General features: G+C 70.5%; 10 protein-coding genes. 4 read left to right on the top strand and 6 right to left on the bottom strand.

Annotated features, from left to right (window positions below):
- Positions 1-21: 21 nt before the first annotated feature.
- The 6 genes from AC0QSG_RS15625 to AC0QSG_RS15600 form a co-directional block, all read right to left on the bottom strand.
- Complete coding sequence (locus AC0QSG_RS15625; RefSeq protein WP_475376065.1) at positions 22-876, bottom strand: HpcH/HpaI aldolase/citrate lyase family protein; 855 nt, start codon at positions 874-876, stop codon at positions 22-24.
- A complete protein-coding gene (locus AC0QSG_RS15620) occupies positions 869-1,393 on the bottom strand; it encodes a MaoC family dehydratase (protein WP_435727102.1) in 525 nt (174 codons plus the stop codon). The genes AC0QSG_RS15625 and AC0QSG_RS15620 overlap by 8 nt, the downstream gene beginning before the upstream one ends.
- Positions 1,390-3,543 (bottom strand): acetyl/propionyl/methylcrotonyl-CoA carboxylase subunit alpha, encoded by a 2,154-nt coding sequence (locus tag AC0QSG_RS15615; protein ID WP_475376064.1) that lies wholly within the window; start codon positions 3,541-3,543, stop codon positions 1,390-1,392. Before AC0QSG_RS15615 ends, AC0QSG_RS15620 begins: the two co-directional genes overlap by 4 nt.
- A gap of 10 nt (positions 3,544-3,553) precedes the next feature.
- Complete coding sequence (locus tag AC0QSG_RS15610) at positions 3,554-5,164, bottom strand: carboxyl transferase domain-containing protein (protein ID WP_475376063.1); 1,611 nt, start codon at positions 5,162-5,164, stop codon at positions 3,554-3,556.
- Positions 5,152-5,814 (bottom strand): TetR/AcrR family transcriptional regulator, encoded by a 663-nt coding sequence (locus tag AC0QSG_RS15605; RefSeq protein WP_435727105.1) that lies wholly within the window; start codon positions 5,812-5,814, stop codon positions 5,152-5,154. Before AC0QSG_RS15605 ends, AC0QSG_RS15610 begins: the two co-directional genes overlap by 13 nt.
- 141 nt (positions 5,815-5,955) lie before the next feature.
- A complete protein-coding gene (locus tag AC0QSG_RS15600; protein WP_475376062.1) occupies positions 5,956-6,546 on the bottom strand; it encodes a TetR/AcrR family transcriptional regulator in 591 nt (196 codons plus the stop codon).
- Between the two features lie 182 nt (positions 6,547-6,728).
- Between AC0QSG_RS15600 and AC0QSG_RS15595 the strand changes: the two genes are divergently transcribed.
- From AC0QSG_RS15595 to AC0QSG_RS15580, 4 genes are read left to right on the top strand one after another with little or no spacing between them, the layout of a single operon-like run.
- Positions 6,729-8,648: a primary-amine oxidase gene (locus tag AC0QSG_RS15595; RefSeq protein ID WP_475377331.1), complete on the top strand. Its 1,920-nt coding sequence runs from the start codon at positions 6,729-6,731 to the stop codon at positions 8,646-8,648.
- A complete protein-coding gene (locus tag AC0QSG_RS15590) occupies positions 8,636-9,040 on the top strand; it encodes a hypothetical protein (protein ID WP_435727108.1) in 405 nt (134 codons plus the stop codon). The genes AC0QSG_RS15595 and AC0QSG_RS15590 overlap by 13 nt, the downstream gene beginning before the upstream one ends.
- 40 nt (positions 9,041-9,080) lie before the next feature.
- Entirely contained in the window at positions 9,081-10,511 is a 1,431-nt protein-coding gene (locus tag AC0QSG_RS15585) for an aldehyde dehydrogenase family protein (RefSeq protein ID WP_475376061.1), read from the top strand.
- Positions 10,512-10,539: 28 nt separating this feature from the next.
- Positions 10,540-12,018 (top strand): APC family permease, encoded by a 1,479-nt coding sequence (locus AC0QSG_RS15580; RefSeq protein ID WP_475376060.1) that lies wholly within the window; start codon positions 10,540-10,542, stop codon positions 12,016-12,018.
- Positions 12,019-12,157: the final 139 nt, after the last annotated feature.

Raw genomic sequence — 12,157 nt, 5'->3', positions numbered from 1 at the left:
CGGCGCGCGCGCAGCAGGCCGCTAACCGGCGCTCGTCTCCCCCGTCGCCGGTTCCTTGCCCCCGGCGTTCCGGCCCGCGCGCGCGAGCGTCGCGCGGGCGTGCCGCAGCAGCGGCTCGTCGACCATCCGCCCCTCGAACGTAAAGGCCCCGCCGGACTCTTCCGCGGCCGCCAGCACCCGCCGGGCGCGGTCGGCATCCTCCTCGGTCGGGGTGAAGGCGCGGCGGATGACGGGCATCTGGCCCGGGTGGATGGAGGCCTTGGCGCCGAACCCGGACGCCTGCGCGTCCACCGACTCGGCCAGCAGCCCCTCGTGGTCGGGAATGTCGACGTAAACCGAGTCGATGGCGGTCTTCCCGAACGCGCCGGCCGCCAGCAGCACCCGCGAGCGGGCGTGCGCGGCGACGTCGCGGTAGGCCCCGGAGGCGTCCCGGGACGATGATCCGCCGAGCGAGGCAACCAGGTCCTCGGCACCCCACATCAGCGCGACGACGTTGCGTTCCGCCGCGATGGCCGGCGCGTTGAGCACGCCCAGCGCCGTCTCGCACAGGGCCACGACGTCGTAGTCCGCCAGTCCCGCGAGGTCCTCCGCGGTCTCGGCCTTGGCCAACATCACCGTGCGGTAGGCCGTGGCGCGCAGGGCGGCCAGGTCGGCGTCGTAATCGGTCGTTCCGGCGGGGTTGACGCGCACGATGGTCCGCGCGGGGTCCAGCGGGTTTCCGGCGAGGGCCGTGCGGGCCTCCGCGCGCTTGCCGGGCGCGACGGCGTCCTCCAGGTCCAGGATGACGGCGTCCGCCCGCTCCAGGGCCTTCGCGTAGCGGTCCGGGCGGTCGGCCGGGCAGAACAGGATGGCGGGGCCCATGGCGAAATCACGCATTCCGGACCTCCCCCGTCCCGGCGACGGCGGTCCGGTGTGCGTCCCTCGTCCACATCAGGCAGGTCCGCGTGGCCGTGGCGACCACGACGCCGTCCTGGTTCCGCCCCGTGTGCCGCATGGTCGCGATCCCCTGCCCCGGGCGGGACTTGGAGGGCCTGACCTCGGTGACCTCGGTTTCGGTGTACAGCGTGTCCCCGTGGAACATCGGATGGGGGAACTTCACGTCGTCCAGGCCCAGCTGGCCGATGATGGTGCCCTCGGTCATCTGCGGCACCGACTGGCCCACCATGGTGCCCAGCGTCAGGAGCGAATTCACCAGCCGCTGGCCAAAGGGCTGCGTGGCGCTCCAGGCCGCATCGAGGTGCAGCCCCTGGTTGTTCATGGTCAGTGACGTGAACAGGACGTTGTCCGCCTCGGTGAGGGTGCGCCCGGGCCGGTGCACATAGACCACGCCCTCGCGCAGCTCGTCGAGGTAGAAGCCGCGCTGTTCCACGCGCTCCGGTTCGGTGGCGCTCATGCGCTGGTCTCCAGTTCGGTCGGGACGGCGTCCGCGGACGGCCCGCCGTCGGGGTTTTCGAGGTCGCGGGTGTCGGGGGTGTCGATCCGCACGGTGGCGACCAGCTGTCCGGCCTTAACGAGGTCGCCCGCCTTGAGCGCGCCCATGCTGACGACGCCGTCCCCCGGTGAAAGCATGTGGTGTTCCATTTTCATCGCCTCGATCGACGCGAGCACCTGGCCGGCGGCGACGCGCTCGCCGTCGGCCACCCGGACGGCGATCACGGTGCCCGGCATGGGCGCGCGGACCTCCGGGGACGTGGCCGAGGCCCCGCGGTCCAGTGCCGCGAGTTCTCGCGACAGCCGTTCGGCGCGGTCCAGCGGTCGGATGGCGGCGCTCCGGCCCTGGCCGCCGAGCCACACCGTGCCGTCGGGGCCGACGGCGCTGCGCACGGGCCGGACGACGCCGTCCACCGCAAGCAGGTCCGGTCCGGCCGCGTCGACGGCGTATGCGCGCCCGTCGATGTCGACCGACGAACCGGTCGGCGTCGCCCGGTGGGAAACCGTGTGGATTTCGCCCTCGGTCTCGAGGTGCAGCACCGAACCGGCGTGCCGCCCCAGCCGCCACCCGTCGGCGCGGCCCCACGCACCGCCGCTCCGGGCTCCGCTCGTTCCAGCGTCGGGGGTGCGCGCGAGGTGCGCGGCGAGCGCCAGGTCTTCGCCGGACACGGCGCGGAATGCCATCTCCGGCATCTTGCGGCCGATCAGGTTCGTGTCGAGGCGCCCGGCGGCGACGTCGTCGTCGGCCAGGAGCAGTCGCAGGTATTCGATATTCGTGTGCACCCCCAGCACCACGGTCCCGGCGAGCGCGCGGTCCAGCACCGCCAGCGACGCGGCGCGGTCCTCGCCCCACGCGATGACCTTCGCGAGCATCGGGTCGTAGAACGCGGGGACCTCCAGGCCGTCGCGCAGGGAGGAATCCACGCGCACGTGACCGCCGGAGGGTTCGACCGCGGAGAGGATGGTGCCGATCGAGGGCAGGAAGCCGTGCGCGGGGTCCTCGGCGTAGACACGCGCCTCGACGGCGTGGCCACGCAGCTCCACCTGTTCCTGGGTGAAGGGCAGCGGCTGTCCGGCGGCGATGCGCACCTGCCATTCGACCAGGTCGACCGACTCCCCGCCGACGCGGACCACCTCCTCCGTCACGGGGTGCTCGACCTGCAGGCGCGTGTTCATTTCCATGAAGAAGAACTCGCCCGGGTTCTCGTCGCTGACGAGGAACTCCACGGTTCCGGCGCCGACGTAGTCGACGGAGCGCGCGGCCGCGACGGCGGCGGCGCCGATCTCCGCGCGGATGCGGCCGCCGTCGTCCAGGCCCTCCAGCAGCGGTGAGGGTGCCTCCTCGATGACCTTCTGGTGGCGGCGCTGCAGCGAGCATTCGCGCTCCCCCAGGTGCACGGAGTTGCCGTGGCGGTCGGCCAGGACCTGCACCTCGATGTGGCGGGGATTGCGCACCAGCCGCTCCAGGAACAGGGTGTCGTCGCCGAACGCGCCGAGCGCCGTGCGGCGCGCGCTGGCCAGCGCGTCGGGCAGCTCGGCCTCGCTCTCGACGACGAACATGCCCTTGCCGCCGCCCCCGGCGGAGGGCTTGATGAGCAGGGGGAAGCCGACGCCGGCCGCGGCGGCCGTCAGCGCGGCGTCGTCGAGCCCGGGTTCGGCGATGCCCGGGACAACCGGGACGCCGTGGGACACCACGTGGTTTTTGGAGCGGATCTTGTCGCCCATGAGGTTGATGGAGGCGACGTCGGGCCCGATGAACACTATGCCCGCCTGTTCCAGGGCGCGGCCGAATCCGACGTTCTCGGACAGGAAGCCGTAGCCGGGGTGCACGGCTTGCGCCCCGGTGCGTCGGCAGGCCCCGAGGATCGCGTCGATGTCCAGGTAGCTTTCGTTGGCCGGGCCGGGACCGACGCGCACGGCGACGTCGGCCTCGGCGACGTGGCGGGCCCCGGCGTCGGCGTCCGAATACACGGCCACGGAGCGGATGCCGAGCGCCCGGAGCGAACGGATGACGCGGACGGCGATCTCCCCGCGGTTGGCCACGAGCACCGTGTCGAAGAGGGGGTGGTTCACGATGGGTCCGTTCTGGGGGGCTGGGGTCGGGGTCGTCATCGGCGGGCGCTCACATGCGGAAGACGCCGAAGGACGTCTCCGGCAGGGGCTGCCGGGCGCAGACGTCCAGCGCCATGCCGAGCACGCGGCGCGTGTCCGCGGGGTCGATCACGCCGTCGTCCCACAGCCGGGCCGTGGAGTAGTAGGGGTTGCCCTGGGCCTCGTACTGCTCCTTGATGGGCGCCTTGAAGGCCTCCTCGTCGGCGTCGTCCCAGGTGTTGCCGGCGCCCTCGATCTGGTCGCGTTTGACGGTGGCCAGCACCGAGGAGGCCTGGTTGCCGCCCATGACGGAGATGCGCGCGGCCGGCCACATCCACAGGAAACGCGGCGAGTACGCGCGCCCGCACATGGAGTAGTTGCCGGCCCCGAAGGAGCCGCCGATGACCACCGTGAGTTTGGGGACCCGCGCGGTGGCGACGGCGGTGACCATCTTCGCGCCGTGCTTGGCGATGCCCCCGGCCTCGTAGTCCCGGCCCACCATGAACCCGGCGAGGTTCTGCAGGAACACCAGCGGGATGCCGCGTTGGTCGCACAGCTCGATGAAGTGCGCGCCCTTGAGCGCGGACTCGGCGAACAGGACGCCGTTGTTCGCGAGGATGCCGACCTTGTGGCCGTGGATGCGGGCGAATCCGGTGACCAGCGTGGTCCCGTAGTTGGCCTTGAACTCGTGGAATCCGCTGCCGTCCGTGATCCGGGCGATGACCTCGCGGACGTCGTAGGGGGCGTTCACGTCGGTGGGGACGGCGCCGTAGAGCTCGGCCGGATCGGACAGCGGCTCGGCGGCCTGTTCGGCGATGTCCCACGCTGCTGCCGGGCCGGGCGGCAGTGTCTCGATGATGTTGCGCACGATCTCCAGCGCGTGCGCGTCGTTTTCCGCCAGGTGGTCCACGACGCCGGACGTGCCGGCGTGGAGTTCCCCACCGCCGAGTTCCTCGGCGGTCACGATTTCCCCGATGGCCGCCTTCACCAGCGGCGGGCCGCCCAGGAAGATGGTGCCCTGGTTCCGGACGATCACGGTCTCGTCGCTCATCGCCGGGACGTACGCGCCGCCGGCCGTGCAGGAGCCCAGGACCGCGGCGATCTGCGGGATCTTGCGCGCCGAGAGGTTGGCCTGGTTGTAGAAGATGCGCCCGAAGTGGTCGCGGTCCGGGAAGACCTCGTCCTGCATGGGCAGGAACGCCCCTCCCGAGTCCACGAGGTAGACACACGGCAGCCCGTTTTCCAGCGCGATCTCCTGCGCGCGGAGGTGCTTCTTGACCGTCATGGGGAAGTAGGTGCCGCCCTTGACGGTGGCGTCGTTGGAGATGACCAGGACGTGCCGGCCGTGGACCAGGCCGATCCCGGCGATGACTCCGGCTCCGGGGCAGTCACCCCCGTACATGTCCTCGGCCGCCAGCGGCGCGATCTCGAGGAAGGGCGAGCCGTCGTCAAGCAGGGCGTCGACGCGCTCGCGGGGCAGGAGCTTCCCGCGCCCCTGGTGGCGGCGGCGCGACGCCTCCGAGCCGCCGAGTGCGGCCCGGTCCAACCGCTTGCGCAGTTCCTCGACGAGGGCCTTCTGCCGCTCCGCGTTCTCCGCGAAACCGGGGGCGCTGGCGTCGACGTTGCTGGTCAGGGAGTCCACGGGGTCTCTTTCGTTGCGGGTCGGTGTGGGGGTTCGCTGCCGAGGCGGCGGGGCACGACGACGAAATCGGCGCCTTCGAGGTCGGCCTGGTCGACGTCGAGGATCCGGCAGGCCATGCTCACGAAATAGCGCTGGACCTCCTCGAGGCGCAGGCGCCCGTCGGCGCGGTACCAGTGCGCGACGCCGGTCCCCATCTCCATCAGCGCGAGGCGGGCCATGGCGAGGTCCTCGGTGGTGAAAGCCCCCACGCGCGCCCCGCGCTCCAGGACCTGCGCGAAGAGCGACTCGTACTCGTCGCGGAGGGCCTGCATGGTGGCGCGGTTGCCGTCGGAGAGGGCGCGCATCTCGTAGTCGGTGACGCGGGCGGTGAGCTGGTTGGTGGCCGTGAAGCCCACGTGGGAGGAGATCAGTCCGGCGAGCTGGATGGCCGGCTCGGCGCTGGCGCGGAGGGCCTCGGACCCCGAGCGGATGAGCTCGTCGAGGCAGTCGCGCATGATGCTGACCAGCAGGTCTTCCTTGCTGCCCACGTAGTGGTAGAGCGTCGCCGAGTTGATGCCGGCGGCGGATCCCAGTTCGCGTATGCCGGTGGCGGCGAAGCCCCGCGCGGCGAAGAGGGACACCGCGGCCCGCTGGACACTGCCCAAATCCATGCCGTGGAACATCCTCGTCCGTCGGATCCAAAGCCCGATCAGTTGATTGGGTCGTGGTGATCAGTAAAGTCCAGCAACGTAACATCCGTCAATCGATTGATTGGGAGCGGATAGCGATTCCCGCCGCCCGGGCGGCGGCCACTAGGGACGCAGTCGCTCCAGGTGCGCATCCAGCTGCGCCTCCAGCCGCTCCGGCGCATTGACCCCGGAGTCCAAGACCGCGGCCACCTGCGCGCCGAGCAGGAACGTCAGCAGCCCCTCCGCGAGGGTCTCGACCGGGAGATCCGCGGTGATTTCTCCCGCGTCCCGCGCCTCGCCGAGCCACGCCGACATGGATGAGCGCCACTCGCCCATGGCGGCCGCGTTGATCTCCATCTTGTCCGGGTCATGGATGGCCACCTGCCAGAACGGGATCACCACGCGCGCCTCGTCGATCCGGACGGAGTCCAGCGGAAGAACCTCCAAGCCGAACACCCTGAGCGCATCCAGCCCGCGGAGGCCCTCGACCGCGGCGGCGACTCGGAGATTCGTCCGCTCGAAGACATACGAATACGTCGCCTCGACGAGGCTGGCCTTCGTGGCGAAGTAGGGCTTGATCGCCCCGTTGGCGAACCCGGCCTCCGCCGCGACGTCGCGCAGCGTCATGGCCTCCAACCCGCTGCGCGCCACGACGCGCCACGCCACTTCCACGAGATCCCTGCGCCGGCGGTTGTGGTCAACGATCTTGGGCATGTGCCCATCGTATAGAGCCACGGGCGCCCTCCCCGAGACCACGCCACCGGACCGTCACGGAATATGCCACGGATAAGACCCTTGTGCTCGGCGTCACTCCGACTTATTCTCTACGTAGAGAGAATAATAAAGTGGTCCGCATCACACGGCACCCGCTCCGCCCCCTCCCCCGGAAGGTCAACATGTCCCCCCACGACACCCTGCCCGTCAGCGCCTCCTCGAGGCACGTGTTGTCCACCCCGGACGAGGTCTCCCTGGTCCGCGAGACCCTCTCCGCGGCCGGTCACTTCGGCGAGACGACGCGCGTCGCCTATTTCGGTCTCGTCGATCCGCCTCGCGGAGCCAACGTGCCCGCGGCCGAGCGCCTGTTCCGAGCGTTCCTGATGGACACCGCCGGGGGACGGCCGAAGGACGTCGTGGTGTCGACCGCCCGGGCCGAAGTGGTCAGCGTGGTCGAATTGGACACCTCGGTGACGGGCGAACTGCCCGTCGTGGACGAGGAGTACGGTCTGGTCGAGGAGATCCTGTCCACCGATACCGCGTGGCTCGCGGCCCTTGAGAAGCGCGGTCTCGACGTGGCCAAGGTGCGCGTCGCCCCGCTTTCCGCGGGCGTCTTCGAATACCCGGAGGAGAAGGGACGGCGGATCCTGCGCGGGCTCGCGTTCCTCCAGGAACACCCCGAGGATTCCGCATGGGCCCATCCGATCGACGGGCTCGTCGCCTACGTCGACGTCGCGGCGCGGAGCGTGGACCAGGTGCTCGACTTCGGCGTCGTTCCCGTGCCCGCCGAACACGGAAACTACACGGACCCCGAACTCACCGGCCCCATGCGCACCACGCAGAAGCCGATCAGTATCACCCAGCCGGAAGGGCCGTCCTTCACTGTGGCGGACGGCAACCACGTGTTGTGGGAGAAGTGGAGCCTGGACATCGGCTTCGACATGCGCGAGGGCCTGGTGCTGCACAACATCGGGTTCGAGGACGGCGGCCGGACGCGTCCGATCCTGAATCGCGCCTCCATCGCCGAGATGGTCGTCCCCTACGGCGACCCCTCGCCGGTCCGCAGTTGGCAAAACTACTTCGACACCGGCGAGTACATGCTGGGCCAGTTCGCGAACTCGCTCGAACTCGGGTGCGACTGCCTCGGCGAGATCCACTACCTCTCCCCCACCATCACGGACGCCTTCGGGAATCCGCGGACCATCGCCAACGGCATCTGCATGCACGAGGAGGACTGGTCCATCCTCGCCAAGCACTCGGACCTGTGGAGCGGCGTGAACTACACGCGCCGCAACCGCCGCCTGGTCATCTCCTTCTTCACCACCATCGGCAACTACGACTACGGGTTCTACTGGTACCTCTACCTGGACGGAACGATCGAGTTCGAGGCCAAGGCCACCGGCGTCGTCTTCACCAGCGCACAGCCCTCGAAGGACTACCCGTACTCCTCGGAGATGGCCCCCGGGCTCGGGGCTCCGTTCCACCAGCACCTCTTCGGCGCCCGTCTCGACTTCGCCCTCGACGGCGGACCGAACCGCGTCGTGGAGGAGGAGGCGGTGCGCGTTCCGATGTCCGCCGAGAACCCGCGGGGCAACGCCTTCACCCGCAAGCGGACCGTGCTGACCAGCGAATCCCAGGCAGGCCGGGACGCTGACATGGCCGCCGGCCGGACGTGGGTGGTGCAGAACGCCGACTCGCTCAACCGCCTCGGCGAGCCGGTCGGATACAGGCTCCACCCGGAGGGCCAACCCACCCTGCTGGCCGACCCGCAGTCCTCGGTCGCCCGGCGCGCCGCCTTCACCACCAAGACGCTGTGGGTCACCCGCTACGACGAAAGCGAAAGGTACCCCACCGGGGACTTCGTGAACCAGCACCCCGGCGGCGCGGGACTGCCCGAATGGATCAAGGCGGACCGCAACATCTACGGCGAGGACCTGGTGGTCTGGCACACCTTCGGACTGACCCACTTCCCGCGGGTCGAGGACTGGCCGATCATGCCGGTCGACACCGCCGGGTTCAGGCTGCGGCCCGAGGGCTTCTTCGACCGCTCGCCCGTCCTGGACGTGCCCGCGCCGGCGTCGGGCAAGAAGTGCCACCGGTAGGAGCGGCGGCGGCCGGGGCGCTCGGCGCCCATGCCTGGCTGCTGGCCGCGCACGACCACGGCGTCGCCTTGAACCTGGTCCTGATCCCCATGCTCCTGGTCTGCGCGTGGTGCGCCGTCCACACCTGGCGGCACACATCCCGCCGCGGGCTCGCGCTGCTGCAGGCCATGTCCCTGGCCATGGCGATCGGGCACGTCGTCCTGGCCCTCGGCGTCCCGGGCATCACCGCCGCCACGCCCCACGCGGGCCACGGCGCGCCCGGGACACTCACGGCGGCCGCCGCCCCGGCTGCCATGGGCATGCTCGGCGTCGCGGGCCTCGAACTCCTCGTTGCCGGATACGCCGGATACGCGAAGCGCCCACTGGCACGCCGGATTCCCGCTTCGCTCTGAACTTCTTTCCACCCACCACGAACACCCAGGAGAACACGCCATGACGACCCCATCCGATACCCAGACCGCCACCTGCGAAAACCTGCTCGCGTCCATCCAGCCGGACACCGGCGGGCGGGAGATCAAGGACCCCGCCACCGGCGAGGTGGTCGGCCGCGCCCCCGAGCACACGGTCGCGGACCTCGAAGCCGCGATCTCCGCGGCCGCCGCCGCGCAACCGGCATGGGCAGCACTCGGCCACGCCGAGCGCAGCGCGCACCTGAACCGGGCCGCCGACGCCGTCGAGGCCTCCTCCGGGGCCCTTGCCGAGCTGCTCTCCCGCGAACAGGGCAAACCGCTGAACGGGCCCAACGCGCGCTTCGAGGTCGGCGCCTGCGCCGCCTGGCTGCGCGCCACCGCGTCGTTCGAGATCGAACCGGAGGTCCTGGTCGACGACGACGGCGGCCGCGCCGAACTCCACTACCGCCCGCTCGGCGTCGTCGGCGCCATCGGCCCCTGGAACTGGCCCATGATGATCAGCATCTGGCAGCTCGCCCCGGCCCTGCGCATGGGCAACACCGTGGTCCTCAAGCCCTCCGGGAACACACCCCTGTCCGTCCTGGCCCTGGTGCGCGTACTCAACACGGCCCTGCCCGCCGACGTCCTCCACGTCGTCTCCGGCCGCCGCGACGTCGGCGCCGTCCTCGCCTCCCACCCGGACATCGCCAAGATCATGTTCACCGGCTCCACCGCGGCCGGACAGGACATCATCCGCTCCTCCGCCGGCACCGTGAAGCGCCTGACCCTCGAGCTCGGCGGCAACGACGCTGGCATCGTCCTGCCCGACGCCGACCCGGCCGCGATCGCCCAGGACCTCTTCTGGGGCGCGTTCATCAACACCGGCCAGACCTGCGCAGCGCTCAAGCGCCTCTACGTCCACGAGGAGATCTACGACGACGTCGTCGCCGCCCTGACCGACGTCGCCAAGGCCATGCCCATGGGCGTCGGACTCGACGAGAACAACGTCCTCGGGCCCCTGCAGAACCGGGCGCAGTACGACGTCGTCGCGAACCTCGTCCAAGCCGCCAAGGACGCCGGCGCCCGCATCGTCCTTGGCGGGAACCCCGTCCGGGACCAGCCCGGCTACTTCTACCCGACCACCCTCGTCGCGGACATCGAAAACGACAACCCGCTGGTCACCCAGGAGCAGTTCGGCCCCGCCTTGCCGATCGTGAAGTACTCCACCGTCGACGAGGCCGTCGCGATGGCCAACGGGCTCGACGTCGGCCTCGGCGCCTCCGTCTGGTCCTCCGACACCGACGCCGCCCGCGCGGTCGCCGCCCGCATCGAGGCCGGAAGCGTGTGGATCAACAAGCACGGCACCGTCGACCCCCGCGTCCCCTTCGGCGGCGCCAAGGCCTCCGGCTACGGACTCGAGTTCGGCGTCGAGGGACTCAAGCACCTCGGACAACCCCAAATCATCAGCTACTAGGTCCGCCGTTTAACCCCAAGGAGTAGTCATGGCCCTACAGTCCCCACCCCAAGCCCCCGCGACTCAGGCGGGCCTCGGGCGACGCCGCCTCGGCGTTCCGGCCCTGGTCTTCATGATCATCGCCGCATCCGCGCCGCTGACCGTCGTGGCGGGAGGGGTGACCAGCAACTACGCCGTCAGCGGGCTGCTCGGCATCCCGCTGTCGTTCGTGGTGCTCGGCGCGGTGCTGCTGGTGTTCGCCGTCGGGTACACCGCGATGAGCCGCCACGTTCACAACGCCGGCGCCTTCTACGCCTACATCTCGCGCGGGCTCGGCAAGCCCGCCGGCATCGGTTCGGCCTGGATCGCGCTCGTCTCCTACAACGCCATGCAGGTGGGGATCTACGGCCTGTTCGGATTCGCGCTTTCCTCCTTCGTGGGGGGCCTCTCCGGAATCGACGTGCCGTGGTGGGCCTCTGCCCTGGTCGGCTGGGTCGTCGTGGCCCTGCTGGGGGTCAACAAGGTGGATCTCTCCGCGAAGGTCCTGGGCGTGTTGGTGGCCCTGGAGTTCGCCGTTGTGGTGGTCTACGACGTCCTGGCCGTGGGCGCCGCTCCGGAGGGCGTCACGGCGGCCTCGCTGTCGCCGGGAAACCTCTTCACCGCCGGCGTCGGGGCGGCCCTGGCCTTCAGCATCGCCGCGTTCATGGGATTCGAATCCGGTGCCATCTACAACGAGGAGGTCAAGGACCCGCGGGTGACGGCCCGCCGGGCGACCCTGATCGCCGTGTCCGCTATCGCTGGCTTCTACGCGCTGTCCGCGTGGGCCGTGGCGGTCGGTGAGGGCGACTCCGCCGTCGTGGACCGCTCCCGCGAGTTCGGTCCGGACCTGATGTTCGTGTTCCTGGCCGAGCGCGGGCCCGCGTGGCTGGTGGACGTCTCCGCCCTGCTGTTCATCACCAGCCTGCTCGCGGCGCTCATCGCCTTCCACAACGTGGTGGCCCGGTACCTCTTCTCGCTGGGCCGCGAAGGGGTGTTGCCTCCGATCCTGGCGCGCACGAATCCACGCACGCAGGCTCCGGCCGCCGGCTCGCTCGCGCAGTCCGCGGTGGCTCTGGTGGTCTTGGTGCTGTTTGCCTGGGCGGGCGCCGGCCACGAATACGGTCCGCTGTTCCCGGTGCTGACCATGTTCACCTGGCTGACCAACACCGGCGCCTTCGGCCTGGTGCTCCTGATGGCGCTGACCTCGTTCGCCGTCGTCGGCTACTTCCGGCGTCAGCCGCACGGGTTGGGCGCGTGGACGCGCATCGTCGCGCCGGTGGTGGCCGGCGTGGCGCTGACGGCGCTTTTCGGCGCCATCGTCGCCAACTTCGACGTCCTGATCGGGCTCGAAGGGGCCAGCGTGCTGTCGTGGCTGTTGCCGGCAGCGGTCGTGGTGCCAGGCGTCGCAGCCTTCGCGTGGGCCTTCCGGCTATGGACAGCGAATCCGGCCGTCTACGCGCGCGTGGGGCGGGGCGGGGAGGCGGGCTGATGGCTACGAACCGGTCCCCAACCGGATCGTAGCCATCCTCCCCCTATGCACTTCCCCCAGTGCGAACGGCCTGCGGCCTTCCCCTCGTCTGCGAGCCGTGCGGACAGTTTCTCCGGTAAGCGAGCGATCCACAAGAGCA

This window comes from Arthrobacter sp. LT660, assembly GCF_056172845.1.
Note: the sequence above shows the minus strand (reverse complement) of the source record. Positions and strands in the feature narration are given on the sequence as shown.

Coding starts and splice junctions, on each gene's coding strand:
- AC0QSG_RS15615 (WP_475376064.1), bottom strand. CDS start 3,543: ATGACGACCCCGACCCCAGCCCCCCAGAACGGACCCATCGTGAACCAC.
- AC0QSG_RS15620 (WP_435727102.1), bottom strand. CDS start 1,393: ATGAGCGCCACCGAACCGGAGCGCGTGGAACAGCGCGGCTTCTACCTC.
- AC0QSG_RS15605 (WP_435727105.1), bottom strand. CDS start 5,814: ATGGATTTGGGCAGTGTCCAGCGGGCCGCGGTGTCCCTCTTCGCCGCG.
- AC0QSG_RS15595 (WP_475377331.1), top strand. CDS start 6,729: ATGTCCCCCCACGACACCCTGCCCGTCAGCGCCTCCTCGAGGCACGTG.
- AC0QSG_RS15600 (WP_475376062.1), bottom strand. CDS start 6,546: ATGCCCAAGATCGTTGACCACAACCGCCGGCGCAGGGATCTCGTGGAA.
- AC0QSG_RS15585 (WP_475376061.1), top strand. CDS start 9,081: ATGACGACCCCATCCGATACCCAGACCGCCACCTGCGAAAACCTGCTC.
- AC0QSG_RS15625 (WP_475376065.1), bottom strand. CDS start 876: ATGCGTGATTTCGCCATGGGCCCCGCCATCCTGTTCTGCCCGGCCGAC.
- AC0QSG_RS15580 (WP_475376060.1), top strand. CDS start 10,540: ATGGCCCTACAGTCCCCACCCCAAGCCCCCGCGACTCAGGCGGGCCTC.